At 65.7% G+C, this 25,613-nt stretch carries 28 protein-coding genes; 18 read left to right on the forward strand and 10 right to left on the reverse strand.

Features of this window, described 5'->3' with window-relative positions:
* Positions 1–112 precede the first annotated feature (112 nt).
* From B3E94_RS24550 to B3E94_RS24625, 16 genes are all read left to right on the forward strand, one after another.
* Complete coding sequence (locus B3E94_RS24550) at positions 113–877, forward strand: heme ABC transporter permease (RefSeq protein WP_176517202.1); 765 nt, start codon at positions 113–115, stop codon at positions 875–877.
* Positions 877–1,053, forward strand: coding sequence for a heme exporter protein CcmD (ccmD, locus tag B3E94_RS24555; protein ID WP_176517200.1), 177 nt, complete (start codon positions 877–879; stop codon positions 1,051–1,053). Before B3E94_RS24550 ends, ccmD begins: the two co-directional genes overlap by 1 nt.
* On the forward strand, positions 1,050–1,493 hold the full coding sequence (gene ccmE, locus B3E94_RS24560) for a cytochrome c maturation protein CcmE (RefSeq protein ID WP_176517198.1): 444 nt from the start codon (positions 1,050–1,052) through the stop codon (positions 1,491–1,493). The genes ccmD and ccmE overlap by 4 nt, the downstream gene beginning before the upstream one ends.
* Positions 1,494–1,504: 11 nt before the next feature.
* Positions 1,505–3,478 carry a heme lyase CcmF/NrfE family subunit gene (locus B3E94_RS24565; RefSeq protein ID WP_286915576.1) on the forward strand — a complete coding sequence of 658 codons (1,974 nt, stop codon included), beginning with the start codon at positions 1,505–1,507 and terminating at the stop codon, positions 3,476–3,478.
* Positions 3,475–4,011: a DsbE family thiol:disulfide interchange protein gene (locus B3E94_RS24570; RefSeq protein ID WP_176517196.1), complete on the forward strand. Its 537-nt coding sequence runs from the start codon at positions 3,475–3,477 to the stop codon at positions 4,009–4,011. The genes B3E94_RS24565 and B3E94_RS24570 overlap by 4 nt, the downstream gene beginning before the upstream one ends.
* Positions 4,008–4,484, forward strand: a complete 477-nt coding sequence (locus tag B3E94_RS24575) for a cytochrome c-type biogenesis protein (RefSeq protein WP_176517195.1) — start codon at positions 4,008–4,010, stop codon at positions 4,482–4,484. The genes B3E94_RS24570 and B3E94_RS24575 overlap by 4 nt, the downstream gene beginning before the upstream one ends.
* A complete protein-coding gene (gene ccmI / locus B3E94_RS24580; protein WP_286915565.1) occupies positions 4,477–5,661 on the forward strand; it encodes a c-type cytochrome biogenesis protein CcmI in 1,185 nt (394 codons plus the stop codon). The genes B3E94_RS24575 and ccmI overlap by 8 nt, the downstream gene beginning before the upstream one ends.
* A gap of 12 nt (positions 5,662–5,673) precedes the next feature.
* Positions 5,674–6,093: a hypothetical protein gene (locus tag B3E94_RS24585; RefSeq protein ID WP_176517193.1), complete on the forward strand. Its 420-nt coding sequence runs from the start codon at positions 5,674–5,676 to the stop codon at positions 6,091–6,093.
* Positions 6,094–6,298: 205 nt separating this feature from the next.
* Positions 6,299–7,237, forward strand: a complete 939-nt coding sequence (locus tag B3E94_RS24590) for a 2-hydroxyacid dehydrogenase (RefSeq protein WP_286915566.1) — start codon at positions 6,299–6,301, stop codon at positions 7,235–7,237.
* Between the two features lie 51 nt (positions 7,238–7,288).
* Positions 7,289–8,077, forward strand: coding sequence for a PhzF family phenazine biosynthesis protein (locus tag B3E94_RS24595; protein ID WP_286915567.1), 789 nt, complete (start codon positions 7,289–7,291; stop codon positions 8,075–8,077).
* 76 nt (positions 8,078–8,153) lie between these two features.
* Positions 8,154–8,561 carry a GFA family protein gene (locus B3E94_RS24600; protein WP_176517190.1) on the forward strand — a complete coding sequence of 136 codons (408 nt, stop codon included), beginning with the start codon at positions 8,154–8,156 and terminating at the stop codon, positions 8,559–8,561.
* A 72-nt stretch (positions 8,562–8,633) separates the two neighbouring features.
* Positions 8,634–8,972: an FKBP-type peptidyl-prolyl cis-trans isomerase gene (locus tag B3E94_RS24605; protein WP_012315472.1), complete on the forward strand. Its 339-nt coding sequence runs from the start codon at positions 8,634–8,636 to the stop codon at positions 8,970–8,972.
* A 117-nt stretch (positions 8,973–9,089) separates the two neighbouring features.
* A complete protein-coding gene (locus B3E94_RS24610) occupies positions 9,090–9,278 on the forward strand; it encodes a hypothetical protein (RefSeq protein ID WP_176517189.1) in 189 nt (62 codons plus the stop codon).
* Between the two features lie 7 nt (positions 9,279–9,285).
* On the forward strand, positions 9,286–9,801 hold the full coding sequence (locus tag B3E94_RS24615) for a hypothetical protein (protein WP_286915568.1): 516 nt from the start codon (positions 9,286–9,288) through the stop codon (positions 9,799–9,801).
* A 223-nt stretch (positions 9,802–10,024) separates the two neighbouring features.
* Positions 10,025–10,687, forward strand: a complete 663-nt coding sequence (locus B3E94_RS24620; RefSeq protein WP_286915569.1) for a histidine phosphatase family protein — start codon at positions 10,025–10,027, stop codon at positions 10,685–10,687.
* A 45-nt stretch (positions 10,688–10,732) separates the two neighbouring features.
* On the forward strand, positions 10,733–11,926 hold the full coding sequence (locus B3E94_RS24625; protein ID WP_286915570.1) for a D-amino acid dehydrogenase: 1,194 nt from the start codon (positions 10,733–10,735) through the stop codon (positions 11,924–11,926).
* Positions 11,927–12,026: 100 nt separating this feature from the next.
* Here B3E94_RS24625 and B3E94_RS24630 read toward each other — a convergent pair whose 3' ends face one another.
* From B3E94_RS24630 to B3E94_RS24640, 3 genes are all read right to left on the reverse strand, one after another.
* Positions 12,027–12,755 (reverse strand): aspartate/glutamate racemase family protein, encoded by a 729-nt coding sequence (locus B3E94_RS24630; protein ID WP_236237157.1) that lies wholly within the window; start codon positions 12,753–12,755, stop codon positions 12,027–12,029.
* 16 nt (positions 12,756–12,771) lie between these two features.
* Complete coding sequence (locus B3E94_RS24635; RefSeq protein WP_286915571.1) at positions 12,772–14,304, reverse strand: NCS1 family nucleobase:cation symporter-1; 1,533 nt, start codon at positions 14,302–14,304, stop codon at positions 12,772–12,774.
* 473 nt (positions 14,305–14,777) lie between these two features.
* Positions 14,778–15,215, reverse strand: coding sequence for an Lrp/AsnC family transcriptional regulator (locus B3E94_RS24640; RefSeq protein WP_176517178.1), 438 nt, complete (start codon positions 15,213–15,215; stop codon positions 14,778–14,780).
* Positions 15,216–15,348: 133 nt separating this feature from the next.
* Between B3E94_RS24640 and B3E94_RS24645 the strand changes: the two genes are divergently transcribed.
* Together B3E94_RS24645 and B3E94_RS24650 are read left to right on the forward strand one after the other, a co-directional pair.
* A complete protein-coding gene (locus B3E94_RS24645) occupies positions 15,349–16,245 on the forward strand; it encodes a DMT family transporter (RefSeq protein WP_286915572.1) in 897 nt (298 codons plus the stop codon).
* A 1-nt stretch (position 16,246) separates the two neighbouring features.
* The gene (locus B3E94_RS24650; protein ID WP_286915573.1) at positions 16,247–17,203 is read left to right on the forward strand and encodes a class I SAM-dependent methyltransferase; all 957 of its coding nucleotides are present in this window, start codon (positions 16,247–16,249) and stop codon (positions 17,201–17,203) included.
* A 102-nt stretch (positions 17,204–17,305) separates the two neighbouring features.
* On the opposite strand, the gene B3E94_RS24655 is transcribed toward B3E94_RS24650, so the two are convergent.
* The 7 genes from B3E94_RS24655 to B3E94_RS24685 all read right to left on the reverse strand — a co-directional run.
* Positions 17,306–19,330, reverse strand: a complete 2,025-nt coding sequence (locus B3E94_RS24655) for a mechanosensitive ion channel family protein (protein WP_286915574.1) — start codon at positions 19,328–19,330, stop codon at positions 17,306–17,308.
* Between the two features lie 149 nt (positions 19,331–19,479).
* Positions 19,480–20,478 carry a sulfate ABC transporter substrate-binding protein gene (locus B3E94_RS24660; RefSeq protein ID WP_176517168.1) on the reverse strand — a complete coding sequence of 333 codons (999 nt, stop codon included), beginning with the start codon at positions 20,476–20,478 and terminating at the stop codon, positions 19,480–19,482.
* 93 nt (positions 20,479–20,571) lie between these two features.
* Positions 20,572–21,396 (reverse strand): ion transporter, encoded by an 825-nt coding sequence (locus B3E94_RS24665; protein WP_176517167.1) that lies wholly within the window; start codon positions 21,394–21,396, stop codon positions 20,572–20,574.
* 44 nt (positions 21,397–21,440) lie between these two features.
* Positions 21,441–22,316 carry an urea transporter gene (locus B3E94_RS24670; protein WP_286915575.1) on the reverse strand — a complete coding sequence of 292 codons (876 nt, stop codon included), beginning with the start codon at positions 22,314–22,316 and terminating at the stop codon, positions 21,441–21,443.
* 206 nt (positions 22,317–22,522) lie between these two features.
* Entirely contained in the window at positions 22,523–23,938 is a 1,416-nt protein-coding gene (pyk, locus tag B3E94_RS24675) for a pyruvate kinase (protein ID WP_176517165.1), read from the reverse strand.
* A complete protein-coding gene (locus B3E94_RS24680; protein WP_176517164.1) occupies positions 23,935–25,209 on the reverse strand; it encodes a glycerate kinase type-2 family protein in 1,275 nt (424 codons plus the stop codon). The genes pyk and B3E94_RS24680 overlap by 4 nt, the downstream gene beginning before the upstream one ends.
* A 233-nt stretch (positions 25,210–25,442) precedes the next feature.
* On the reverse strand, positions 25,443–25,613 hold a 171-nt coding region (locus tag B3E94_RS24685), incomplete at its 5' end, for an NAD-binding protein (protein WP_349681716.1).

Consider the following 25,613-nt stretch of genomic DNA (forward strand, 5'->3'; position numbering starts at 1 on the left):
GCCCTGGCGGTTACCCTGGCACCCTTTGCGATAGCGGCCGGCCTGAAGATCAGCGTCGGCGAATAACGAGTCCCGGGCTTTCAAGCCCGGCTAATACCCTGGATGTACCCTGATGAAAATAAGCTGGACGTGGTTCCACAAACTGGGTTCCCCCAAATGGTTCTATGCCATCAGCGGCCGCATGCTGCCGTGGCTGGCCGTTTCCGCCATCCTGCTGCTGGCCACCGGCGTGATCTGGGGCCTGGCCTTCGCCCCCCAGGACTACCAGCAGGGCAACAGTTTCCGCATCATCTACATCCACGTGCCGGCGGCCATGCTGGCCCAGTCCTGCTACGTGCTGCTGGCGGTGGCCGGGGTGGTGGGGCTGGTGTGGAAGATGAAGCTGGCCGACGTCGCCCTGCAGTGCGCGGCGCCCATCGGCGCCTGGATGACCGCCGTGGCGCTGGTCACCGGGGCCATCTGGGGCAAGCCGACCTGGGGCAGCTGGTGGGTGTGGGATGCGCGCCTGACCTCGATGCTGATTCTGCTGTTCCTGTATTTCGGCATCATCGCCCTGGGCCAGGCCATCAGCAACCGTGACAGCGCGGCCAAGGCCTGCGCGGTGCTGGCCATCGTCGGCGTGATCAACATCCCGATCATCAAGTACTCGGTGGAGTGGTGGAACACCCTGCACCAGGGCGCCACCTTCACCCTCACCGAAAAGCCGGCCATGCCGGCCGAGATGTGGCTGCCGCTGCTGTGCACGGCGCTGGGCTTCTACTGCTTCTTCGGTGCGGTGCTGTTGCTGCGCATGCGCCTCGAGGTGCTCAAGCGCGAGGCGCGGGCCAGCTGGGTGCGCGAAGAAGTGTTGAACAGCCTGGGTCGGAGGGCCGCGTGATGAGCTTTTCTTCATTCGGCGATTTTCTCGCCATGGGCCACCATGGCCTGTACGTCTGGTCGGCCTATGGCATCTGCCTGGCGGTGCTGGCGATCAATGTCGCCGCGCCCCTGCTGGCCCGCCGTCGCTACCTGCAAGAAGAGGCGCGCCGTCTGCGCCGGGAGAACAACCTGTGAATCCGCAGCGCAAGAAACGCCTGTTCCTGATCCTCGGCCTGCTGGCCGGTGTCGCGGTGGCCGTCGGCTTTGCCTTGAGCGCCCTGCAGCAGAACATCAACCTGTTCTATACCCCCACCCAGATCGCCAATGGCGAGGCGCCGGTGGACACCCGCATCCGTGCCGGCGGCATGGTCGAGAAGGGCTCGGTGCAGCGCTCGGCCGACTCGCTCGATGTGCGCTTCGTGGTCACCGACTTCAATAAATCGGTGCCGATCACCTACCGTGGCATCCTCCCCGACCTGTTCCGCGAAGGGCAGGGCATCGTCGCCCTGGGCAAGGTCAACGGCGAGGGCGTGGTGGTGGCCGACGAGGTGCTGGCCAAGCACGATGAGAAATACATGCCACCTGAAGTGACCAAGGCATTGAAAGAAAGCGGCCAAGCGCAGGCCCAGCCATGAACGCGGCCCTGGTGATACCCGAACTCGGCCAGCTGGCGATGATCCTGGCGATCTGTTTCGCCGTGGTGCAGGCGAGCGTACCGCTGCTCGGCGCCTGGCGCGGCGACAGCCTGTGGATGAGCCTGGCGCGCCCGTCGGCCTGGGGGCAGTTCGCCTTCCTGGCCTTTGCCTTCGCCTGCCTCACCCATGCCTTCATGACCGACAACTTCTCGGTGGCCTATGTCGCCAGCAACTCCAACAGCGCCTTGCCCTGGTACTACAAGTTCAGCGCCGTGTGGGGCGCACACGAAGGTTCGCTGCTGCTCTGGGCGTTGATCCTGGGCGGCTGGACCTTCGCCGTGTCGATTTTCTCGCGGCAATTGCCGCAGGTGATGCTGGCGCGGGTGCTGGCGGTGATGGGCATGATCAGCACGGGCTTCCTGAGCTTCTTGATCATCACCTCCAACCCGTTCGAACGCCTGCTGCCGCAAGTGCCGGTGGACGGTCGCGACCTCAACCCGCTGCTGCAGGACTTTGGCCTGATCGTCCACCCGCCGATGCTGTACATGGGCTACGTGGGCTTCTCGGTGGCCTTCGCCTTCGCCATCGCCGCCTTGCTCGGCGGCCGCCTGGACGCCGCCTGGGCGCGCTGGTCGCGGCCCTGGACCATCGTCGCCTGGGCCTTTCTCGGGGTGGGCATCACCCTGGGTTCCTGGTGGGCCTACTACGAACTGGGCTGGGGCGGCTGGTGGTTTTGGGACCCGGTGGAAAACGCCTCGTTCATGCCTTGGCTGGTGGGCACCGCGCTGATCCATTCGCTGGCGGTGACCGAGAAGCGCGGCGTGTTCAAGAGCTGGACGGTGCTGCTGGCGATCGCCGCCTTCTCGCTGAGCCTGCTGGGCACCTTCCTGGTGCGTTCCGGCGTGCTGACCTCGGTGCACGCCTTCGCCGCCGACCCCTCACGCGGCGTGTTCATCCTGATCTTCCTGCTGTTCGTGGTCGGCGGCTCGCTGACCCTGTTCGCCCTGCGCGCGCCGGTGGTCAAGAGCCAGGTCGGCTTTGCCCTGTGGTCGCGCGAGACGCTGCTGCTGGCCAACAACCTGGTGCTGGTGGTGGCGGCCTCGATGATCCTGCTCGGCACCCTGTACCCGCTGGTGCTCGATGCCTTGACCGGGGCCAAGCTGTCGGTCGGCCCGCCGTACTTCGACGCCCTGTTCCTGCCGCTGATGGCGCTGCTGATGGTGGTGCTCGGGGTAGGCGTGGTGGTGCGCTGGAAAGACACCCCGGGCAAGTGGCTGGCGAGCATGATGACCCCGGTGCTGATCGGCAGCGCGGTGCTGGCGCCGGTGGCCGGCCTGATCGTCGACGACTTCGACTGGCCAACCCTGAGCGCCTTCGCCCTGGCCGCCTGGGTGGTGCTGGCCGGGGGGCGCGACATCCTCGACAAGACCCGTCACAAGGGCCTGGCCAAAGGCGTGCGCGGCCTCACCCGCAGCTACTGGGGCATGCAGCTGGCGCACCTGGGCCTGGCGGTGTGCGCCCTGGGCGTGGTGCTGTCGAGCAACAACAGCGCCGAGCGTGACCTGCGCATGGCACCGGGCGAGAGCGTTGAGCTGGGTGGCTATCACTTCCTGTTCCAGGGCGCCAAGCACTTCGAGGGGCCGAACTTCATCTCCGACAAGGGCACCATCGTGGTCAGCCGCGACGGCCGTGAAGTGACCACCCTGCACCCGGAAAAACGCCTGTACACCGTGCAGCAGTCGATGATGACCGAAGCGGGCATCGATGCCGGCTTCACCCGCGATCTGTACGTGGCCCTGGGCGAGCCGCTGGAGAACGGCGCCTGGGCGGTGCGGGTGCATATCAAGCCTTACGTTCGCTGGATCTGGCTGGGCGGTCTGCTGACCGGCCTGGGCGGTTTGCTGGCGGCCTTCGACCGGCGCTACCGCGTCAAGGTCAAGACCCGGGTGCGTGATGTCCTGGGCGTGTCTGGAGCAGCTGCATGAAGCGTTGGATCATGGTGGTGCCCTTGGCGGTATTCCTGCTGATGGCGGTATTCCTCTACAAAGGGCTGTTCCTCAAGCCTGACGAGCTGCCCTCGGCAATGATCGGCAAGCCGTTCCCGGCGTTCTCCCTGGCCTCGACCCAGGGCGATCGCAACCTCACCCAGGCCGACCTGCAGGGCCGCCCGGCACTGGTCAACGTCTGGGCCACCTGGTGCCCGTCGTGCAAGGTCGAGCACCCGTACCTGAACCAGCTGGCCGAGCAGGGCGTGGTGATCTACGGCATCAACTACAAGGACGACAACGCTGCCGCGCTGAAGTGGCTGGCCGAGTTCCACAACCCCTACCAGCTGGACATCCGCGACGAGCAGGGCAGCCTGGGCCTGGACCTTGGCGTGTACGGCGCGCCGGAAACCTTCCTGATCGACGCCAAGGGCGTGATCCGCTACAAGCACGTGGGCATCGTCGATGCCAGCGTCTGGCGCGAGCAGCTGGCGCCGCTGTACCAGGGCCTGGTCGACGAGGCCAAGCCATGAAGCGCTGGCTTGCAGCCGCCGTGCTGGGCATGAGCCTGGCCGGCGTGGCCAAGGCGGCCATCGACACCTACCAGTTCCGCGACGACGCCGAGCGCGAGCGTTATCAGCAACTGACCAAGGAACTGCGCTGCCCCAAATGCCAGAACCAGGACATCGCCGACTCCAACGCGCCGATTGCCGCCGACCTGCGCCGCGAGATCTTCCGCATGCTCGGCGAGGGCAAGAGCAACCAGCAGATCGTCGACTTCATGGTCGACCGCTATGGTGACTTCGTGCGCTACAAACCTGCGCTCAGCGGGCGTACCTGGCTGCTCTGGTTCGGCCCGGGCATCCTGCTGGTCGGTGGCTTCGCGGTGCTGGTGCTGATCGTGCGCCGGCGCCGTGGCCCGGTGGCCGAGGGCGCGGAGCACCTGTCTGCCCAAGAACGCGAGCGTCTCGCCAAACTGCTGGAAAAAGAACAGACCCATGACTGAATTCTGGCTTAGCGCGGGCCTGTTGCTGCTCGCCGCCCTCGGCTTTCTGCTGATCCCGATCCTGCGTGGCCGCCGCCAGCAGCAGGAAGAAGACCGTACTGCGCTGAACGTGGCCCTGTACCAGGAGCGTGTCGCCGAACTGGCCGCCCAGCAGGCAGCCGGCGTGCTGGACGATACGCAACTGGCCACCGGCCGCGACGAGGCCGCGCGCGAATTGCTGGCCGACACCGAAGGTGCCGACGCGCCGCGCCAGGGGCACCTGGGCAAGGCGTTGCCGCTGTTGGCGGCGGTGCTGGTGCCGCTGCTGGGCCTGGGGCTGTACCTGCACTTCGGCGCGGCCGACAAGGTCCAGCTGACCCAGGAGTTCGCCGCCGCACCCAAGAGCATGGAAGAAATCACCGCGCGCCTGGAGCGGGCGGTGCAAGCCCAGCCCGATTCGGCCGAAGGCTTGTACTTCCTCGGCCGTGCCTACATGGCCGAGCAGCGCCCGGCCGATGCCGCGCGGGCCTACGAGCGTGCCGTGGCCCTGGCCGGGCGCCAGCCCGAGCTGCTCGGGCAATGGGCGCAGGCGCTGTACTTTGCCGCCGACAAGCAATGGAACCCGCAGGTGCAGGCGCTGACCGACGAGGCGCTCAAGGCCGACCCCAATGAAGTCACCAGCCTTGGCCTGCGCGGTATCGCCGCCTTCGAGGGCGAGCGTTACCAGGAAGCGATCGATTACTGGACGCGCCTGCTGGCGCAATTGCCTGAAGGCGACGCCTCGCGCGCGGCGCTGCAAGGTGGCATCGACCGCGCGGCGCAGCGCCTGGGCGGCGATGCCGGCAAGCCGGTTACTGCGGCGCGCCTGAAAGTGCGGGTGGAGCTGGCTGCGGCGCTCAAGGACAAGGTCAAGCCCGACGACACCGTGTTCATCTTCGCCCGCGCCAAGAATGGCCCACCCATGCCGCTGGCGGCCAAGCGGGTGACCGTGGCGCAGTTGCCGCTGGAGGTGGAGCTGACCGACGCCGATGCGATGATGCCGCAGATGAAACTGTCGGACTTCGCCGAAGTCCAACTGGTTGCACGTGTGTCGCGTGCCGGTCAGCCTACCCATGGCGAGTGGATCGGCCAGGGCGCACCGCTGGCCAATACGACCCAGGTCACCCAACAATTAGTCATCGACAGCCCCGACCCGTAAGAGAACCCTGCCATGCACAGTACCGTCCGCCTGACCCTGATCACCCTGGCCCTGGGTTTGTCCGCGTGTACGGTGCGTGAGCCGTATGAGCAGCCGTCGCCGCCGGTGGAGACGGTGCCTTCGCACCCGGGGCCGGTGGTCAAGCCTTTGCCGGGCGGCCAGCCGTCGACGCAACCGAGCAAGCCGGCGGCGATCCCCAAACCGATGCCGCGCACCTCGGCCAGCTTCGCGCCGCCACCGGGCGGTGCCAGCCATTGGGACCCGAAGCTGGGCGTGTACGTGCTGGAGAAAAAGCCCAACACCTTTTACCGCCAGCGTACTTACTACCGCTATGACGGCGGCTGGAGCTGGTCGCTGAGCCCGGATGGGCCGTGGCAGGAGACCGACAGCAGCGGTGTGCCGGGGGGGCTGGGGCGGGCCTTCGCGCAGTAATTCCAGGCAGCCTGTACCGGCCCTATCGCCGGCAAGCCGGCTCCCACATATTTCAGTGGGGAACCTGTGGGAGCCGGCTTGCCGGCGATAGGGCCGGTACAGGCATACCCTTATACCCATACAGTACAGTTAACCCCCGATTTTGCGATTGACTGTGCTGGCCCCTGACTCCGCATAATGCCCCCCTGATATTCAAGGAGGTGGCATGCGCAAGACAGTCCTGGTGCTGGTGGAAACCGTCGATGATTACCTGCCACTGCTCGAGCAGGCCGGCTACCACCTGATTCGCGCCCCCTCCCCGCAACTGCGCGCCGAAGCGATCCAGCGCCATGGCGGCGACATCGATGCCGTGCTGACCCGCGGCCCGCTGGGCCTTACCGCTGCCGAGATCCAGGCCCTGCCGGCCCTGCAGATCATCTGCGTGATTGGCGCCGGTTACGAGCAGGTCGACCTGGCCGCTGCCGCCGCCCGCGGCATCACGGTCACCAATGGCGCGGGTGCCAACGCCGCCGCGGTTGCCGACCACACGCTGGCCATGCTGTTGGCGCTGCTGCGCGATATTCCCCGTGCCGATGCCAGTACCCGCCGTGGCGAATGGAACCGCGTCATCAGCCCCTCGGTCAGCGGCAAGCGCCTGGGTATTCTCGGCTTGGGTGCCGTCGGCCAAGCCATCGCCAAGCGCGCCAGCCTGGGCTTCGACATGCCCGTCAGCTACCACAGCCGCAGCCCGCGCCAGGGCGTGCCCTACACCTGGTACGACAGCCCGCTGAAACTGGCCGAGGCGGTGGACATCCTGGTGGTGGCCACACCTGGTGGCGCGCATACCCGCCACCTGGTCGATGCCCCGGTGCTCGAAGCCCTGGGCGCCGAGGGCTACCTGGTGAACATCGCCCGCGCCAGCGTGGTGGACACCCAGGCGCTGGTCATCGCCCTGCAGCAGGGCCGGATCGCCGGTGCGGCGCTGGACGTGTTCGACGACGAGCCGGCGGTGCCCGCAGCCCTCAAGGCCCTCGGCAACACCGTGCTCACCCCCCACGTGGCCGGGCAGTCGCCAGAGGCTGCGCGCGACACGGTCACCCTGGTGCTGCGCAATCTGCAGGCTTTCTTTGCTGGCGAACCGGTGCTCACGCCGGTCCGCGCTTGACCTTCGCTTTCGATACCGCCCGGCAGCGCCCGGGCCTCAAGGAGTGTTTGCATGCAACTCGAGATCTTCCAGGTCGATGCCTTCACCGCCGAGCCGTTCGGTGGCAACCCTGCAGCGGTAATCCCTCTTGAAAACTGGCTGCCGGATGCCGTGCTGCAGCGCATCGCCGAAGAGAACAACCTCTCCGAAACTGCCTATATCGTGCGCAACGGCGAGTCGTTCGACCTGCGTTGGTTCACCCCGACGGTCGAAGTCGATTTGTGCGGCCACGCCACCCTGGCGTCGGCCTATGTGCTGTTCGAGCAACTGGGCGAGCAGGCCGCGGTGCTGCGCTTCAACACCCGCAGCGGCGAACTGCGGGTCAGCCGCGACGCCGACGGGCACCTGGCCATGGACTTCCCGGCCAAGCAGCCGGTGGCCGTGGCGATCCCCGATGGCCTGCTCGAAGCGCTGGGCTTGCGGGGCGCCGCCGCGGTCTATCGCTCCGACGATTACGTAGTGATGATCGACGACGCCAGCGTGCTCGACCCGCTCAAGCCCGACTTCGTCGCTCTGGCCGCCTTCGATGTGCGCGGCATCGCGGTCACGGCGCCGGGCCGTGGTTACGATTTCGTCACCCGCTGGTTCGGCCCGAACGTGGGGGTCAACGAAGACCCGGTCACAGGTTCGGCGCATACCTCGCTGGCGCCGCTGTGGGCCGAGCGCCTGGGCAAACAGGCGCTGACCTGCGAGCAGGGTGGTGCACGCAAGGGCCAACTGCAGTGCGAAGTGCCCGGCAATGGCCGGGTGATCATCAGCGGCCGCGCGGCCTTGTACCTGCGCGGCAACATCTACATCTGAGCCTGCGGCCTGGGCGGCGGGCCCTTGCCTGGGCCCGTCTATACTTGCCCACCCATCCCTTGCAAGGAGCCCCACCATGACCCTGGAACAACGCGGCAGCTGCCTGTGTGGCGAAACCCACCTGCGCGTCACGGTCGACAACACCCATATCAGCGCCTGCCATTGCAGCATGTGCCGCAAGTGGACCGGCGGCCCGATGTTGGTGGTGCATTGCAGCCAGCCGCCGCTGATCGAAGGGCGAGCGCCCAGCGTCTACGATTCGTCCGACTGGGCCCAGCGCGGCTTTTGCAGCCGCTGCGGCACGCACCTGTACTACCGGCTCAAGGCCAACGACTTCTATGCGGTGCCGGTGGGCCTGCTCGACAGCGACGAGGCCTGGGCGTTCGACCTGCAGATCTTCGTCGAGCAGAAACCGGCCTGGTACTGCTTTGCCAACCAGACCAAGGAGCTGACCGGGCAGCAGGCCTTCGAGCAGCTCGGTTGAGCTTTGCGGCTTGCCAAAGCCGGGCATTCCTGCGAAAAGGGCGGCCTTGAATTTCAGCGTTGGAGCATGCCTGTGAGCAGCGAACTGCAGATTACCGACCTCGTCGAAGGCGACGGCAAGGCCGCCGTCAAAGGCGCCTTGATCACCACCCAGTACACCGGCTGGCTGGCCGACGGCAGCGAGTTCGATTCGTCCTGGTCGCGGGGCAAGCCTTTTCAGTGCGTAATCGGCACGGGGCGCGTGATCAAGGGCTGGGACCAGGGCCTGATGGGCATGCGCGTCGGCGGCAAGCGCAAGCTGCAGGTGCCGGCGCACCTGGGGTATGGCGAGCGAAGCGTGGGCGCGATTCCACCGAACTCGGACCTGACGTTCGAGATCGAGTTGCTGGAGGTGTTGACGCGGGATGATTGAGTAGTCCGATTCCTACAGTTAGGTAGAAATGGACTACGGATCACGTCGGTTATCGTCTGATTGAGGCCGACGTCACTCGTGGTTAACCTTCCAGCTGTTTCGAGTGAGGGAAACCCTATGTCGACAAGATCCTATTTCTCTTCCCGCGTGGTGCGTGAAGCAAACGCTTTGCTGGTCGCATCGGGCGCGCGGATGGAAGTGCCACTACCGCGCGAGCTGGCGGGCATCTTGACCAGCACCAAGAAAACCCGCTCGCAGTTGAAAGAGGCATTCGCGTCCGCCTATTGCCAACTTCGCAAGGGGTAGCAACCGGATGGCCGATGGTTGCTACAACCACATCTACTCGATACTTGTGGAAAATGAGCAGGACACGCTCGGCGTCATTGCCTATTCGTTGTACAAGAGGCAAAAAATCGAGTTCATCAAAGCATTCAAGGTCAAGCATGACCGGGAGCCAGGGGACGAAGATCTGGCGCCTTTTCATGATGTCAGCAACAGCCCGTCACAGCTTGAAAGCTATCGAAATCAAGCGAGCCAGTTGATTCAAGGCTTTCTCGATGCCTCGATCTCGGCTCAGGCAAGGGAGCTCGAACAGTACTATGCCGACAAGGCCAGCTGCGAGATCAGAAATGCCAAGCCAGGGTTCTGGTTGGGGGTGGCGCAGAGTCTGGTGGGGTCGGTGCTGTTTGTCTTCCTGCTGGGGTTTCTGGTGTTCTTCACATGGAGCCTGAATCAAGGTCCGAAGCAGGTGATCGAGCAGGTTTTCGACATCAGCATAATCGACTCGCCTGCTGCCGAGCGCGCAGCGGATCTTCAATCATCGCCATGACTAATGACCCGTCAGCTTCATAATTCGGCAATACCCCTGTTCTAACGTAGGCCTTGCCTAGGGAACGGCATCCACCCTCATGGAGGAACCAAACGGGTCGAGGGCACTCTGAGCCCTACTCGTTGCCAAGGACGGCATTCACTACAAGGATGCCCCAGGCTTGTCCGAGCCAGGGCGATGTGGCGGGTTTACCCGATACCTACTGCCACAAGAGCCCGTCTTCATGAAGTTGCCATCCTTTCTCCGACGTCGTCGCCAGCTGCTGCTGAGCCTGGCCCTGGTCGCCGTGGCCGTGCCCCTGGCACTGGAGGCGGTCGAAAGCCGGGCGCAGCCGGTCGACGGTACCCAGACCCTGGTGTTCCTGCGCCATGGCGAAAAACCCGAAGAAGGGCTGGGGCAGCTGAACTGCCAGGGCCTCAACCGCGCGCTGGACCTGGCCACGCTGTTGCCGGAGCGCTTTGGCAAGGCCGACTACGTGTTCGCCGCCAACCCCTCGCGGCACGTCGAGGAGGGCAGCCACGACCAGAGCTACAGCTACATCCGCCCGTTGATGACCATCACCCCCAGCGCCGTTCGCCTGGGCTTGCCGGTGAACATCGACTTTGGCGCCAACGATACCGAAGACCTCGCCGACGAACTGCTCAGCGAAAAATACCGCAACGCCACCGTCTATACGGCCTGGTCCCACGGCTACCTGCCGGAGCTGATCAACACCGTGGCCGGCAAGGCCCTGGGCGAGCAGCGGGTGATCACCGAGGACTGGAGCGGTGACGATTTCGACACCCTCTACGTGCTGACCCTGACCTGGCACGACGGCAAGGCCAGCCTGCTCAGCCGCAACGTGCGCCAGGGCCTCAATAACGGCCCCCATAGCTGCCCGACCTGATCGGCTGTTACTGTCTGGGCGAGCAAGCCGGGACAGGGATGCAGCATGACGCAACGGATAACGGTAATTGGCGCCGGGGTCATCGGCCTGGCCACGGCCTACGCGCTGGTGCGCGAGGGCCATTCGGTCGACCTGATCGATGCACGCGACAGCGTGGCGTCGGCCACCAGCTTTGCCAATGGCGGGCAGCTGTCGTACCGCTATGTGACGCCCTTGGCGGATGCGGGTGTGCCATGGCAAGCGCTGGGCTGGCTGCTGCAGGGCGACTCGCCGCTGCGGCTGCGGTTGCGCCTGGACCCGGCGCAGTGGCGATGGCTGCTGGCCTTCATGCTGGCATGCCGCAAAAGCGTCAATCGCCGTAACGGCGCCCGGTTGCTGGAGCTGGCACTGCACAGCCAGGCCGTGCTGGCGCGCTGGCGCGAGGAGGACGGCCTGACGGACTTCGCCTGGCGGCGCAACGGCAAGCTGGTTGCGTTTCGCAGCGAGCGCGCCTTTGCCCATGGGCGTGAGCAAGTGCTCGACCCGGCCTACCAGCACGTGCTCACGGCTGGCGAACTCAAGGCATTGGAGCCGGCGCTGGCCCAAGCGCCTTTCATCGGCGGCGTGTTCACCGCCAATGAAGAAGTCGCCGACTGCCATCGCTTCTGCGAACGCCTGGCCGAGCGCCTGCGTGCGTCCGGGCAATGCCGGCTGCTGCTCGGCAAGCCGGTTACGCGCCTGCTCAGCCACCATGACCAGGTGGTGGCGCTGCAGGTGGGGCAGGAGCAGCTCGAGGTGCAGCGCCTGGTGCTGTGCGCCGGGCACCTCAGTGCCGGGCTGGCGTTGCCGGGCTTGAAGGTGCCGGTCTACCCGCTCAAGGGTTACAGCCTGACTGCGCCGATCGGCCCTGGGCACCTCGCGCCGCAGGTCAGCGTTACCGACTATGAGCGCAAGGTCGTCTATGCGCGGCTCGACCAGCAGCTGCGGGTGGCGGCGATGGTCGACATCGTTGGCTTCGATGACGCGGTGGATGTGCGCAGGCTGCAGAGCATGCGCCGCTTGGCGGGGCAGACGCTGCCCGCGGCGGCGGATTACGGGCAGGCGGTGGAGTGGGCCGGGATGCGGCCGGCGACGCCGACCGGGGTGCCGCTGATTGGGGCGACGGCCTATCGCAACCTCTGGTTGAACCTGGGGCATGGGGCCTTGGGGTTTACCCTGGCCTGTGGCAGTGGGGAGCGGTTGGCCAGGATGATGGGCTGAGGTTCCCGGCCCTGTCGCCGGCAAGCCGGCTCCCACAGGTCAGGGGCTAGCCTCAACCCCTGTGGGAGCCGGCTTGCCGGCGATAGGGCCAGATGAGACCTCAGCGCCCGAAGCGCATCGGCCAGCCCACCACCTTCTTCACCCGCGGCGTGGCATAGGTGCGCACCTTGGAAGTGCTCAAGCCCATGCGCACCAGCGACTCGGCGATGGTCACCGCCGCGCTCACGCCGTCCACCACCGGCACCCCGGTGCGCTGGCGGATCTGCTCATCCAGCCCGGCCATGCCGCCGCAGCCCAGGCAGATCACCTCCGCCTTGTCCTCGCGCACGGCCCGCTCGGCCTGCTCGACGATGGCTTGCACCGCCCGCTGCGGGTCGGCTTCGAGCTCCAGCACGGCCAGCCCGCTGGCCCGCACCGAGGCGCAGCGCTCGTACAAGCCGGACAGTTTCAGGCGGTCCTCGATCAGCGGCACGGTGCGGTCCAGGGTGGTCACCACCGAGTAGGCGTGGCCCAGGTACATGGCCGTGCTGGCGGCGGCATCGGTGATGTCCACCACCGGCACGTTCAGCAGCTCCTGCAGGCCCTCCCGGCCATGCTCGCCGTAGCCGGCCTGGATCACGGCATCGTAGGGGCCCTCGTAGGCCAGCACCCGGTCCATTACGGCGATGGCCGCCAGGTAGCTTTCGAAATTGCCTTCCACCGACTCGGCACCGAACCATGGGGTCAGGCCGACGATTTCGGTGCCCGGTGAAGCCACGCTGCGGGCCTGCTCGGCAATGGCCTCGGTGATGGCTTCGGTGGTGTTGACGTTGGCGATCAGAATGCGCATGGGCAGTCCTCCCTGGTCAGTGGCTGCTGTGGTCGACGGCGATGCATTCGCCGCTGACGTCGTGGTAGTGGCGGTTGCGCGGGGCGATCAGCAGGTACAGCGCGGCGGCGATGCCGGCACCGATCAGCCAGGAAAACGGCGCAATGGCATGGAAGTTGGGCACCAGGGCCAGGACGATGGCCAGCAGCGCGGCGGGCAGGAAGGCGGCCACGGCGCGCAGGTTGATGCCCTTGCTGTAGTGGTAGGCGCCGGCCGGGTGTTCGCTGTACAGCTCCGGCACGTTGATGCAGCCTTTTCGCAGCAGCCAGTAGTCGGCCATGATCACCCCGTACAGCGGGCCGAGCAGGGCGCCCAGGCCGGACAGGAAGTACACGATCACCAGCGGGCTGTTGTACAGGTTCCACGGCAGGATCAGCACGGCCAGGGTGGCGCTGATCAGCCCGGCACGGCGGAAGTTGAGGTGGCGCGGCGCCAGGTTGCTGAGCACGAAGGCCGGGGCGACGAAGTTGGCCATGATGTTCACCGCCACGGTGACGATCAGGAAGGCCATGCAGCCCAGGACCAGGAACACAGTGTTGGGAATGCTGGCGACGATCTGCGTCGGGCTGTCGATGATCTTGCCGTTGATCTGGAACTGCGCGCCGCACAGCACCACGGTGATCATGGCGAACACCAGGATGTTCACCGGCAGGCCCCAGAAGTTGCCGACGCGGATGGTCTTGCGGCACGGCGAGGAGCGGGCGAAGTCGCAGAAGTTGAGCACCAGGGTGCCGTAGATCGCCAACCACAGGGCGCCGCCGGCAAAGATGTTGCGCCACATCTCGTAGCCGCTCAGCGGCTCGGCCACCGACCAGGCGATGCGCGCATCGGCCTTGAAGTACATGAACAGCGCAAGGCTGGCCACGGTCAGCAGGATCACAGGGCCCGCGAAGGCCTCGTAGCGGCGCACCATCTCCATGCCGTAGGCGAGGATCACCAGCTGCACCAGCCAGATCGCCACGAAGCACACCCAGCCCAGGCTCGACAGGCCCAGCAGGCTGTTGTGGTCGTAGCTGGCCAGTTGCGGCCACACGGCCGTGAGCAGCACGCGCAGCACCACCGAGGCCAGGTAGGTCTGGATGCCGAACCAGGCGATGGCGATTACGGCGCGGATCAGCGCCGGGATCTGCGCGCCGTGGATGCCGAAGGCGATGCGGCTGATCACCGGGAAGGGCACGCCAGTCTTCTGGCCCATGTAGCCGGAAAGGTTCATGAAGAAGTACACCAGCGCCGCACCGATCGCCAGCGACAGGAGGATTTGCCAGCCGCCCAGGCCCAGGGCGAACAAGCCCATGGCGAAGGAGTAGTTGGCGATGTTGTGCACATCGTTGGTCCACAGCGCGAAGATGCTGTAGCGCCCCCAGCGCCGGCCTTCCATGCGGGTCGGGGCGAGGTCGCGGTTGTGCAGGCGCGGGCTCAGTTCAAGTAACGGAAGTTCGCCGGCAAGGGTGGAAGAAGGGTGGGTGCTGGCGACGGATAGTTCAGGGGCAAGGTCGAGGCTGGTACTCATTCCGGCGGGCTCCTGATGCACGTGGACTGCGATGAGCGGGCATGCGCACGGGCTCGCCATCTCGTCGGTGCAGCGTTGGCATCACTGGGTTCTGGACGCGGCGGCTGGTGATTGGGCCAGCGTCGCGGGTTCTTGTGTATTTATGTTTTGTCGAACTTGTATACAAAACACGAACACACAAAAGCGAGTTCCATGCCAGGCGAGAAAGAGGCTTTTAGTGGCCATCATTTCGAATCTATCTGACTGATAGATAAGTGAATGAAATAGCGAAACTATAAGTTGACCAAATGAACAGGTTTAAATTTTTAGTGGGTATGTTAGTTGATCAAATGGTCAAATTTTATTAAACGGAATGTGTAACGCTTTGGGGCGTTACTTGGGAAAGTGCACACAAAAATGGCACTTAAGGTGACATTCTTGTGTACAAAAAATAGTCAGCTTTTATTGTGCAGGCCCGTCGCCGGCAGCCAGCCTCACTCCATCGGCGGCAAGCGCCGTTTCACCGGCGACTTCTTGATGATCGCGGTATTGGTTTCGGCCAGCACATTGATCCGGTCCAGCAGCGTGTCGAGCTGCTCCATCGAGCGCACGTGCAGCCGGGCAATGAAGCAGTCCTCGCCGGTCACCTTGTCGCACTCGGTGAACTGGGGGATGGCGATGATCTGCCGTTCCACCTCCTGCAGCTGCCCTGGTAGCGGGCGGATACGCACGATGGCCTGCAGCTGGTAGCCAAAGCTGCGCGGGTCGACATCGACCGTGTAGCCACGCAGCACGCCGCGCTCTTCCAGGCGTCGCAGCCGCTCGCTGACGCTGGGTGCGGACAGCCCGCTGATCTGCGCCAACGCCTTGAGCGAGCGGCGGGAGTCTTCCATCAGGGCATTGATCAGCAGTTGGTCGATGGCATCGGTCATGGGCGCCTCGTCAGGTGATAGTGCGAATTTGCCTTGATAGTAAAGGCGAACCGGCAAAACTGCCGTGGTTATCCGCTGGAAGGCCGGCGCCGGGCCTCTGCATACTAGGCCCATCGTCAATGGGAGACATGCGATGGACAGTTCATTGCGCCGCGGTTCGTTGGAAATGGTCGCCGCCATGCTGATTTCCGGCACCATCGGCTGGTTCGTGCTGGTGTCCGGCCAGCCGGTGCTGGAGGCGGTGTTCTGGCGCTGCGTGTTCGGCGCTGGCACCTTGCTGGTGATCTGCGCGGCACTGGGCTTTCTCAAGCCGGGCGTGATCAGCGGCACCGCCGTGCTGCTGGCGATTGCCAGCGGCGTGGCCATCGTCGGCAACTGGGTGTTGCTGTTCGCCTCCTACTCGCGGGCGTCCATCGCCATCGGCACGGCGGTGTACAACGTGCAGCCGTTCATGCTGGTGGGGCTGGCGGCGCTGTTTCTTGGCGAGAAGATCACCCTGGCCAAGGTCACCTGGCTGAGCGTGGCCTTCCTCGGCATGCTGGCGATCGTCAGCGCCCATGGCGCCGGGCAGGCGAGTGGCGAGGAGTACCTGCTGGGCATTGCCCTGGCCTTGGGCGCGGCGTTTTTGTATGCCATTGCGGCCTTGGTCATCAAACGCCTCAAAGGCACGCCCCCGCACCTGATCGCGCTGATCCAGGTGAGCACCGGCGCGCTGCTGCTGGCGCCCTGGGTCACGCTCGGCGGGCTGCCTGGCGAGCCCTCGGCACTGGCCAGCCTGGTGACCCTAGGCATGGTCCACACGGGGCTGATGTACGTGTTGCTGTACAGCGCCATCCAGCGCCTGCCCACGGCGTTGACCGGCGCCTTGTCGTTCATCTACCCGATCGCGGCGATCCTGGTCGACTGGGTGGCGTTCGGGCACCGCCTGGCGCCGTTGCAGTGGTTGGGCGTGGGCTTGATCCTGCTGGCGGCGGCGGGCATGCAACAGGGTTGGTGGTTGCGTTCGGCGCAGGTGCCGGCCAAAGGGTAGAATGCCCCCTTTCACTTGCTTGCGACCTGCCATGACTTCGCCGATCCAGACCCTCGAACAGCACCTGCTCACTGCCCTCGACCCCGCCCCGCAAGAAACCCGCCGCCTGTTCCATGGCCGCGGGCGCTGCTGGCCGGGGCTGGAGCAGATCACCGTCGACTGGCTGCAGGGCGTGCTTTCGCTGGCGCTGTTCCGTGAACCGCCAGAGGGCCAGCTGGCAGCGCTCGAGGCCATGCTCGCGCGCATTGCCGAGCACCCGCACTGGGCTGGCCAGGCCATGCTGATCCAGCACCGCTACTTGCCCGACAGCCCGGGGCAGTGGGTGTGGGGCGAGCCGTGCCAGCAGCGTGAGGTCATCGAGGACGGCCTGCGTTACCTGCTGGACCTGGGCGTGCGGCAGAACACTGGGCTGTTCCTCGACATGCGCTACGGGCGCCGCTGGGTACGCGAGCAGGCGGCGGGCAAGCGCGTGCTCAACCTGTTCGCCTATACCTGTGGTTTTTCCGTGGCGGCGATTGCCGGCGGCGCCGAGCAGGTGGTCAACCTCGACATGGCCAAGGCTGCGCTGTCGCGAGGCCGCGACAACCACCGGCTCAATGGCCACGATGCGTCGCGGGTGGCGTACCTGGGGCATGAGCTGTTCAAGTCGTGGGGCAAGGTGCGCAAGTACGGGCCTTATGACTTGATCATCATCGATCCGCCGACCTTCCAGAAGGGCAGCTTCGTGCTCACCCAGGATTACGCGAAGATCCTGCGGCGCCTGCCGGAGTTGCTGAGCGCGGGGGGGACCGTGCTGGCGTGTGTGAACGACCCGGGGATCGGGCCGGAGTTTCTGATCGAGGGCATGGCCGAGCAGGCGCCTTCGCTGGCTTTTGTAGAGCGGCTGGAGAACCCGCCGGAGTTTCCCGATGCGGACCCGGCGGGGGGGTTGAAGGCCTTGGTATTCCGGCAGGTATAGGTTGCCTGTACCGGCCCCATCGCCGGCAAGCCGGCTCCCACAGGGGGGCTGCGGTGGCCTGTGGGAGCCGGCTTGCCGGCGATAGGGCCGGAACTGACACCATCAAGCTGAAACGCTTCGCACCGGCATCGGGTACACCTGGGCAAAACTCACATGCTCGGTCTGGTCCACGCGCTTCTTCAGCCGCTCGTTGAACGCCCGGCTCACCGCATACTGCCCGCCGGAAATGGTGCGGAACTGCGCCGTGAGCACAAACCCGTTCAAGTCCATGCGGTCGACCCCGAACACCTGCAGCGGCCCCTGCAAATTGATACGCAGCAGCGGGTCGTCGCTGATCGACTGCCCCACCTCGTGGATCAGCGCCAGCGACTCGTCCACGTCACTGTCATAGGTGAACTGCACCGAGAAGAACGCGTAGGCGAACTGCCGTGACTGGTTGGTGACCGCCTTGATCTGGCCGAACGGCACCGAATGCACGAAGCCCTTGCCATCGCGCAGGCGCAGGGTGCGGATGGTCAGGCTCTCGACGGTGCCGGCGTGGCCGGAGTCGAGCACCACCCAGTCGCCGATCGAGATGGTGTCCTCGATCAGGATGAACAGCCCGGTGATCACGTCCTGCACCAGCTGCTGCGAGCCAAAGCCGATGGCCAGGCCGATCACCCCGGCACCGGCCAGCAGCGGCGCAACGTTGATGCCCAGGTTGGCCATGGTGGTGATGGTGCAGATCACCACCAGCACCACCTTGATGGCGTTGCGCAGCATCGGCAGGATGGTCCGCACCCGGGTACTGGGCTGGCGTGCCGCGCGGCGGCCGGCGGGCGGCTTCAGGGCTTCCTGGATGGCGGTGTCGAGTACCACCCAGAGCAGCCAGGTCACCAGCAGGATCAGGCCGATGCTCGACAGCGAGTTGCTGATCGCCTGGCCCAGGCTGTTGCTCAGGGCGAAGTCGATCACCGAAAAGCCCCAGATGCGCCCCAGCAGTTCGATGAAGGCCACCGCCATGGCAATGCGCAGCAGCGCATGGGCCAGGCTGCGCAGCAGCTCCTTGTACGGCCGCACCCGCTGCCCGGCATCGGCATCGCCCGGGGCCAGCAGGTGTTGCAGCAGGGTGCTGAGAAACACCGTGCTGACCAGCAGCACCGTGGTCAACAGCGCGTTCTGCAGGGCCTTGTGGCTTTCTGCGCCGGCGCCGACCAGGTGGATGGCCGACACCAGGATCATCAGCAAGATCGGCAGGTACCACACCAGCGAAAAGATCCGCAGGGTTTCCTGCACGGCGCGGTGTTGCTGGCGGTCCTTGAAGGCGCGGTTGCGGATCAGCTGCGCGACCGGGCGGCGCAGGCGGATCACCAGGCTTGCGAAGATGAAGGTGGCGATCAGGCCGGTGGCCACGGCGATGCTGGCGGTGATGTTGCCGCCCAGCTGGCGGGCGATCTGCGGGCTGGTCAGCGCATCGCTCCAGGCCGCGAGAAAGCCGATCAGGAACAGCGGGCGCGGTGCCAGGCGCTTGATCACGGCCACCGCGGCGCGCTTGTGGCCGGCATCGAACAAGGTAACCAGGCACAGGATGATCGAGGTGGAGAACAGGCCGCTGCTGGTGGCATAGGCCAGGCTCAGGCCCAGGGCGCGGGCCACCGATGGGTCGAGGAAGCGGCTGGCATACAGGGTCAGCGGCAGGCTGGCCAGGGCCGGCAGGGTGTAGGGCAGCAGGTAGCCGAGCAGGCTGCTGGCACGCTTGCGGGCGCGCAGCCACGGGGTGCCCGCCGCACGCCTGGCGACCCAGCGGCCGAATGTGGTCAGCAGGGCGAAACAGGCGGCCCAGGCCAGGGTCAGGAGCATGAAGTCGCCGGCCAGCTGCAGTGAATCGCCGGCCGAATGGCGGTCCACCAGGCGTTCCATTTCCTTGGCGGCGCGGTCGGTGCGCAGGCGCCAGGCATCGACCAGGTGGGCGTCGAGGTCGAGCTCCTGGGCGGCGCTGTCCAGGCCGTCGGCCAGGGCGCCAAGCAGGCCGCCTTGCAGGACCGCTTCCGGTTCGGCGGGTTGTTCTTCGGCGGGGGCGGGGTCTGCGGCGAGCAGGTGGGTGCTCAGCAAGCAGCCGAGCAGCAGGGTGGCGAGGTAGCGCAGCACTGGAGTACTCCTTGGGCCGGGGTGAGCGGGGCAGGGTTACTCAAGGAACTGATTGGTGGTGGGGCTGGAAAGTTCGATAGCGTTTGGTCAGTGCCGGCCTCTTCGCGGGGCAAGCCCGCTCCCACAGAGGCCGGCACTGGGTGGATCAATTACTGGTTGGTATAGATCTGGTCGAACACGCCACCGTCATTGAAGTGGGTCTTCTGCACGGTACGCCAGTCGCCGAAGGTCTTCTCCACCGAGAGGAAGTCCACTTTCGGGAAGCGGTCGGTGTACTTGGCCAGCACTGTCGCATCGCGCGGACGCAGGTAGTTCTGCGCGGCAATTTCCTGGGCCGCCGGCGACCACAGGTATTTCAGGTATTCCTCGGCCACGGCCTGGGTGCCTTTCTTGGCCACCACCTTGTCGACCACGCTCACCGGCGGCTCGGCTTCGGCCGACACGCTTGGGTAGACCACTTCGAACTGGTCGCGGCCAAACTCGCGGGCGATCATTTCGGCTTCGTTCTCGAAGGTCACCAGCACATCGCCGATCTGGTTGGTCATGAAGGTGGTGGTGGCGGCGCGGCCACCGGTGTCGAGCACCGGCGCCTGCTTGAACAGCTTGCCGACGAACTCGCGGGCCTTGGTCTCGTCGCCGCCCTGCTTGAGCACGTAACCCCAGGCCGACAGGTAGGTGTAGCGGCCGTTACCGGAAGTCTTGGGGTTGGGCACGATCACCTGCACGCCGTCCTTGAGCAGGTCGGGCCAGTCCTTGAGCGCCTTGGGGTTGCCCTTGCGCACGATGAACACGGTGGCCGAGGTGAACGGCGCGCTGTTGTTCGGCAGGCGCGTCACCCAGTTGTCCGGCACCAGCTTGCCGTTGTCGGCCAGGGCATTGATGTCGGTGGCCATGTTCATGGTGATGACATCGGCCGGCAGGCCATCGATCACCGCCCGCGCTTGCTTGCTCGAACCGCCGAAGGACATCTGCACATTGACCTTCTCGTTGTGCTCGGCTTCCCAGTGTTTCTGGAACGCCGGGTTGTAGTCCTTGTAGAAATCGCGCATCACGTCGTAGGACACGTTGAGCAGCGTCGGGGCGGCCTGGGCGATGTTGCCCAAGGCCAGGCCGGCAGCCAGCAGCGAGGCGGTGAAGAGCTTTTTCACGAAGCATTCCTTGTTCTGGTTCAAAGGTTTGGCAAATTGCCAGCGACTATAGCGTTTCGTTCCCGGGCGATTAAAGACCAAATGGATCTTTGCTTATTCGGTTTTCGGGAACAGCGAATTGCCACAGCGCGAGCAGAATGCCGCGCCGTGTTCGTGGGTCTTCTTGCGGCACGTCGGGCAGTCATGTTGCAGTTGTTCCCCGCGCATGGCGTTGGCCAGTTCTGCGGTGAAGATGCCAGTGGGCACGGCGATGATCGAGTAACCGGTAATCATCACCAGCGACGACAGCACCTGGCCCAACGGCGTCTTCGGCACGATGTCGCCGAAGCCTACCGTGGTGAGCGTGACGATCGCCCAGTAGATACCTTTGGGGATGCTGGTAAACCCATGCTCCGGCCCTTCGATCACGTACATCAAGGTGCCGAACACGGTGACCAGGGTCGAGACGCTGACCAGGAACACGATGATCTTCTGCTTGCTGCCGCGCAGCGCCTCCATCAGGTAGTGCGCCTGCTTGAGGTAGGGGCCGAGCTTGAGCACACGGAAGATCCGCAACATGCGGATCACCCGGATCATCAGCAGGTACTGGGCATCGCTGTAATACAGCGCGATGATCCCCGGCACGATCGCCAGCAGGTCGACCAGGCCGTAGAAGCTGAAGGCGTAGCGCAAGGGTTTGGGCGAGCAGTACAGGCGGGCCAGGTACTCGACCAGGAAGATCGCGGTAAAGCCCCATTCGATACCGGCCAGCAGGCCGGCATAACTGCGGTGGACCTCGTCGATGCTGTCGAGGATCACCGTGACCAGGCTGGCGAGGATGATCAGCAAAAGGATCTTGTCGAAGCGTCTTCCAGCCACGGTGTCGGTCTGGAAGACGATGACGTAGAGCCGCTCGCGCAGGCTCGCAGGGTTGTTCATGGGCTCGTTCCATTGGGCAATGGGCTGAGCCTAGGGGCTGGCTTTCAGCTGTGCAAGCGGCGGGCGTTGCTGCGCTGGTTGAGCTGCGCCAGGTGGTTGCCCAGGTGCATCAGCCAGCAGGCGACGACGAAGGGCGCGGTCAGCCCGGCCACGGGCAGCAGCTTGAACAGCGGTTGCAGCAACAACGCCAGGGCGATGGCCAGCAGCGTCACCCAGGGGCGTTCGCCCTGGCGGCTGAAGGCCAGCGCCGCCAGCGCGGCATTGAACCCGTACAACCCCAGCCAGGCGCCCTGGGCCTGGTCGGCCAGCAGCGCCACGCCGCCGCCGATGGCCGAGCCGATCACGGCCCACAGGGCCGCGTAAGGGTTGGCGATGAACATGCCGGCGATGATCAGCAACCCGGCCAATGGCTGGTCGAGCAGGAAGATCTGCCCCACACCGCGCGCCAGGGCGTGCAGCGGGTCGGCTTCGACCAGGCCGCTGGGCGCGGGCGTGGCCAGCAGCAGCGTGCACCAGCCGAGCAGGACGAAGGGCGCGGTGTAGGCGATCAGCAGCTTGCCGCCACGCTTGCGCCACTGGTGGGTGATGATGCTGGAAAGACCACCGGCGGCGATGATCAGTGGCGGCATGATCGCCGACCAGGGCAGCACGGCGCTGATCAGGATGCCGATCAGCACGCCGTTGTAGCAGTACAGCCCGGCCTGGCGGTCGGCGCGGTCGTAGCCGCGGCGCTGGGCCGTGAGCAGGCCGGCGAGGGCGCCGAGCAGGGCGCCGCCGACCAGGTTGGGGGCGGTCAGCAGGATGGCCAGCAGGCACAGCAGGCCGCACAGGGGGCTGCGCAGCAGCAGCACCTGGCTGAAGCCGTTGAGCAAGGCCGTGGCCCAGTCGGGGCACGGGTTGACGAAATTTTTGGTGTACATGGGCAGTCGGCAAGGTTGATGGACGAGCGGTGGGCCTCTTTGGGCCTCGGGTTTTCCGCAGGGTTTTGTACAGGTGCAAGGGGAGGGCTTTGCCCTCCATCGCCGGCAAGCCAGCTCCTACAGGTACAGCGGTGCTTTAAAGAGCAGCAAAGTACCTGTGGGAGCCGGCTTGCCGGCGAAAAGGGGCGCAAAGCGCCCCCGGGATTTCAGACCAAGGTCTCGATCCGCAGCGTATTAGTCGAACCCGGCTTGCCAAAAGGCACACCGGCAGTAATCAGCAGCGTGTCTCCCCGGCTGGCCATACCCTGTGCCTGGGCAATCTCCAGCGCCGTGGAAACCACCTCGTCCACCTGGCGCAAACGGTCATTGACCACCGAGTGCACACCCCAGGCCACACTCAGGCGCCGCGCGGTGTTCAGGTTCGGCGTCAGGTTCAGGATCGGCGCCCGCGGCCGCTCGCGTGCAGCGCGCAGGGTCGAAGCCCCCGACTCGCTGTAGTTGACCAGCACCGCCACCGGCAGGATGCCGCTGATGCGGCGGATCGCGCAGCTGATGGCATCCGACACGGTGGCCTCGGCCTTCGGCCGGCCGACGTCGAGCTGGGCCTGGTAGTCCGGGCCGTTTTCCACCTGGCGGATGATCTTGCTCATCATCTGCACGGCTTCCAGCGGGTAGTCACCCGAGGCGGTCTCGGCCGACAGCATCACAGCGTCCGCACCTTCCGCCACGGCGTTGGCCACGTCGGTGACTTCGGCGCGGGTCGGCGCTGGTGAGAAGCGCATCGATTCGAGCATCTGCGTGGCCACCACCACCGGCTTGCCCAGCTGGCGGCAGGTGCCGATGATGCCTTTCTGGATCTGCGGCACGCTTTCGGCCGGCACTTCCACGCCCAGGTCGCCACGGGCGACCATGATCGCGTCGGCCAGTTCGGCGATGGCCTGCAGCTGCTCGACGGCAGAGGGCTTCTCGATCTTGGCCATCAGGTAGGCACGGTCGCCGATCAGCTGGCGCGCCTCGACGATGTCTTCAGGGCGCTGCACGAACGACAGGGCCACCCAGTCCACCCCAAGCTCCAGGCCGAAGGCCAGGTCGCGGCGGTCTTTCTCGGTGAGCGGGGAGAGGTCGAGCACCGCCTGCGGCACGTTCACGCCCTTGCGGTCGGACAGCTCGCCACCGGCCAGCACTTCGGTGTCGATGGCATCGGCGTGCTTGGCGGTAACCCGCAGGCGCAGCTTGCCGTCGTCCAGCAGCAGGTCCATGCCAGGCTCAAGCGCTTCGATGATCTCCGGGTGCGGCAGGTTGACCCGGCGGCTGTCGCCTGGGGTCTTGTCCAGGTCCAGGCGCAGGGCCTGGCCGCGTTGCAGCTGCACCTTGCCTTCGGCGAAGCGGCCGACGCGCAGTTTTGGCCCCTGCAGGTCCATGAGGATGCCCAGCGGGTAGTTCAGCTGCTGCTCGACTTCACGGATCCACTGGTAGCGCAGGGCGTGGTCGGCGTGCTCGCCGTGGCTGAAGTTGAGGCGGAAGATGTTCACCCCGGCTTCGACCAGCTGGCGGATGTCGTCGATGCCGTTGATCGCAGGGCCGAGGGTGGCGAGGATTTTGACTTTCTTATCAGGCGTCATGATTGTGCAGTCTCGAGGATCAGAATGGCGCGGAAGTCGTTGACGTTGGTGCGGGTCGGCTCGGTGACGATCAGGGCGTCGAGCGCGGCGAAGTAGCCGTAGCCGTTGTTGTTGTCGAGCTCGTCGCTGGCCGACAGGCCCAGGGCTTCGGCGCGGGCATAGCTGGCTGGGGTCATGAAGGCGCCGGCGTTTTCTTCCGAGCCGTCGATGCCGTCGGTGTCACCGGCCAGGGCATACACGCCCGGCAGGCCCTTGAGGCTTTCGGTGAGGCTGAGCAGGAACTCGGCATTGCGCCCGCCACGGCCATTGCCGCGCACGGTCACGGTGGTTTCGCCACCGGAGAGGATCACGCACGGGGCCTTGAGCGGCTGGCCGTGCAGCACGATCTGCCGGGCGATGCCGGCATGCACCTTGGCCACTTCGCGCGACTCGCCTTCCAGGTCGCCGAGGATCAGCGGGCTGAAGCCGGCCTGGCGCGCCTTGACGGCTGCGGCCTCGAGCGATTGCTGGGGCTTGGCGATCAGCTGGAAATGGCTGCGGGCCAGCGCCGGGTCGTCGGCCTTGACGGTTTCCGAGGCGGGGTTGTTGAGCCAGTCGATGACGGCCTTGGGCGCTTCGATGTTGTAGCGCTTGAGGATCGCCAGGGCGTCGGCCGAGGTGCTCGGGTCGGCCACGGTGGGGCCGGAGGCAATGACCGTGGCCAGGTCGCCAGGCACATCGGAAATCGCGTAGGTGTAGACGGTGGCCGGCCAGCAGGCCTTGGCCAGGCGCCCGCCCTTGATCGCCGAGAGGTGCTTGCGCACGCAGTTCATCTCGCCGATGGTGGCGCCGGACTTGAGCAGGGCCTTGTTGATCTGCTGCTTGTCGGCCAGGGTCAGGCCTTCTGCCGGCAGGGCCAGCAGGGCCGAGCCGCCACCGGACAGCAGGAAGATCACGCGGTCGTTTTCATCGAGGTTGCTGACCAGCTCCAGCACGCGCTTGGCCACGGCCAGGCCAGCGGCGTCGGGGACCGGGTGGGCGGCTTCGACCACCTCGATCTTCTGGCAGTTGGCGCCGTGGCCGTAGCGGGTCACGACCAGCCCGGAGACTTCGCCCTGCCAGCTCTTTTCGACCACTTCGGCCATGGCGGCGGCAGCCTTGCCGGCGCCGATGACGATGACCCGGCCGCTACGGTCGGCGGGCAGGTAGGGTTCCAGGACTTGGCGCGGGTGGGCGGCGGCGATGGCTGTGTCGAACAGCTCGCGTAGAAGTTTTTGCGGATCGACCGACATGGCAGGCTCCCAGAATTCTTGTTGTTCTCAGAATCGAAAACGCCCCTGGAACTGCCTCCGTGCAGGCCGAACCAGGGGCGGGTGTTGCTCGGTGTCACCGATGAACCTGTGGTCGCAGGCTCATCGGTGTGAAATTCATCGCCGGCAAGCCGGCTCCCACAGGTGAGGGTGTGCGCTCCTTGTGGGAGCCGGCTCGCCGGCGATTGGGCTGCAAGGCAGCCCCGCTGCTCAGATCACTTGTCGTCGCGGATCGAGAAGTTGGCCATGTGCTCCAGGCCTTTGATCAGCGCCGAGTGGTCCCAGTTGCCGCCGCCCAGGGCCTGGCAGGTGTTGAACACTTGCTGGGCATTGGAGGTGTTGGGCAGGTTGATGCCCAGTTCCTTGGCGCCTTGCAGGGCCAGGTT

Origin of the sequence: Pseudomonas sp. UBA6315 (assembly GCF_002438125.1) — a bacterium.
Taxonomy (GTDB): domain Bacteria; phylum Pseudomonadota; class Gammaproteobacteria; order Pseudomonadales; family Pseudomonadaceae; genus Aquipseudomonas; species Aquipseudomonas faucium.

Coding starts and splice junctions, on each gene's coding strand:
- B3E94_RS24620 (WP_286915569.1), top strand. CDS start 10,025: ATGAAGTTGCCATCCTTTCTCCGACGTCGTCGCCAGCTGCTGCTGAGC.
- B3E94_RS24665 (WP_176517167.1), bottom strand. CDS start 21,396: ATGAACAACCCTGCGAGCCTGCGCGAGCGGCTCTACGTCATCGTCTTC.
- B3E94_RS24640 (WP_176517178.1), bottom strand. CDS start 15,215: ATGACCGATGCCATCGACCAACTGCTGATCAATGCCCTGATGGAAGAC.
- pyk (WP_176517165.1), bottom strand. CDS start 23,938: ATGACGCCTGATAAGAAAGTCAAAATCCTCGCCACCCTCGGCCCTGCG.
- ccmI (WP_286915565.1), top strand. CDS start 4,477: ATGACTGAATTCTGGCTTAGCGCGGGCCTGTTGCTGCTCGCCGCCCTC.
- B3E94_RS24570 (WP_176517196.1), top strand. CDS start 3,475: ATGAAGCGTTGGATCATGGTGGTGCCCTTGGCGGTATTCCTGCTGATG.
- B3E94_RS24680 (WP_176517164.1), bottom strand. CDS start 25,209: ATGTCGGTCGATCCGCAAAAACTTCTACGCGAGCTGTTCGACACAGCC.
- ccmD (WP_176517200.1), top strand. CDS start 877: ATGAGCTTTTCTTCATTCGGCGATTTTCTCGCCATGGGCCACCATGGC.
- B3E94_RS24625 (WP_286915570.1), top strand. CDS start 10,733: ATGACGCAACGGATAACGGTAATTGGCGCCGGGGTCATCGGCCTGGCC.
- B3E94_RS24670 (WP_286915575.1), bottom strand. CDS start 22,316: ATGTACACCAAAAATTTCGTCAACCCGTGCCCCGACTGGGCCACGGCC.
- B3E94_RS24615 (WP_286915568.1), top strand. CDS start 9,286: ATGGCCGATGGTTGCTACAACCACATCTACTCGATACTTGTGGAAAAT.
- B3E94_RS24630 (WP_236237157.1), bottom strand. CDS start 12,755: ATGCGCATTCTGATCGCCAACGTCAACACCACCGAAGCCATCACCGAG.
- B3E94_RS24550 (WP_176517202.1), top strand. CDS start 113: ATGAAAATAAGCTGGACGTGGTTCCACAAACTGGGTTCCCCCAAATGG.
- B3E94_RS24600 (WP_176517190.1), top strand. CDS start 8,154: ATGACCCTGGAACAACGCGGCAGCTGCCTGTGTGGCGAAACCCACCTG.
- B3E94_RS24575 (WP_176517195.1), top strand. CDS start 4,008: ATGAAGCGCTGGCTTGCAGCCGCCGTGCTGGGCATGAGCCTGGCCGGC.
- B3E94_RS24585 (WP_176517193.1), top strand. CDS start 5,674: ATGCACAGTACCGTCCGCCTGACCCTGATCACCCTGGCCCTGGGTTTG.
- B3E94_RS24635 (WP_286915571.1), bottom strand. CDS start 14,304: ATGAGTACCAGCCTCGACCTTGCCCCTGAACTATCCGTCGCCAGCACC.
- B3E94_RS24645 (WP_286915572.1), top strand. CDS start 15,349: ATGGACAGTTCATTGCGCCGCGGTTCGTTGGAAATGGTCGCCGCCATG.
- B3E94_RS24595 (WP_286915567.1), top strand. CDS start 7,289: ATGCAACTCGAGATCTTCCAGGTCGATGCCTTCACCGCCGAGCCGTTC.
- B3E94_RS24650 (WP_286915573.1), top strand. CDS start 16,247: ATGCCCCCTTTCACTTGCTTGCGACCTGCCATGACTTCGCCGATCCAG.
- B3E94_RS24590 (WP_286915566.1), top strand. CDS start 6,299: ATGCGCAAGACAGTCCTGGTGCTGGTGGAAACCGTCGATGATTACCTG.
- B3E94_RS24610 (WP_176517189.1), top strand. CDS start 9,090: ATGTCGACAAGATCCTATTTCTCTTCCCGCGTGGTGCGTGAAGCAAAC.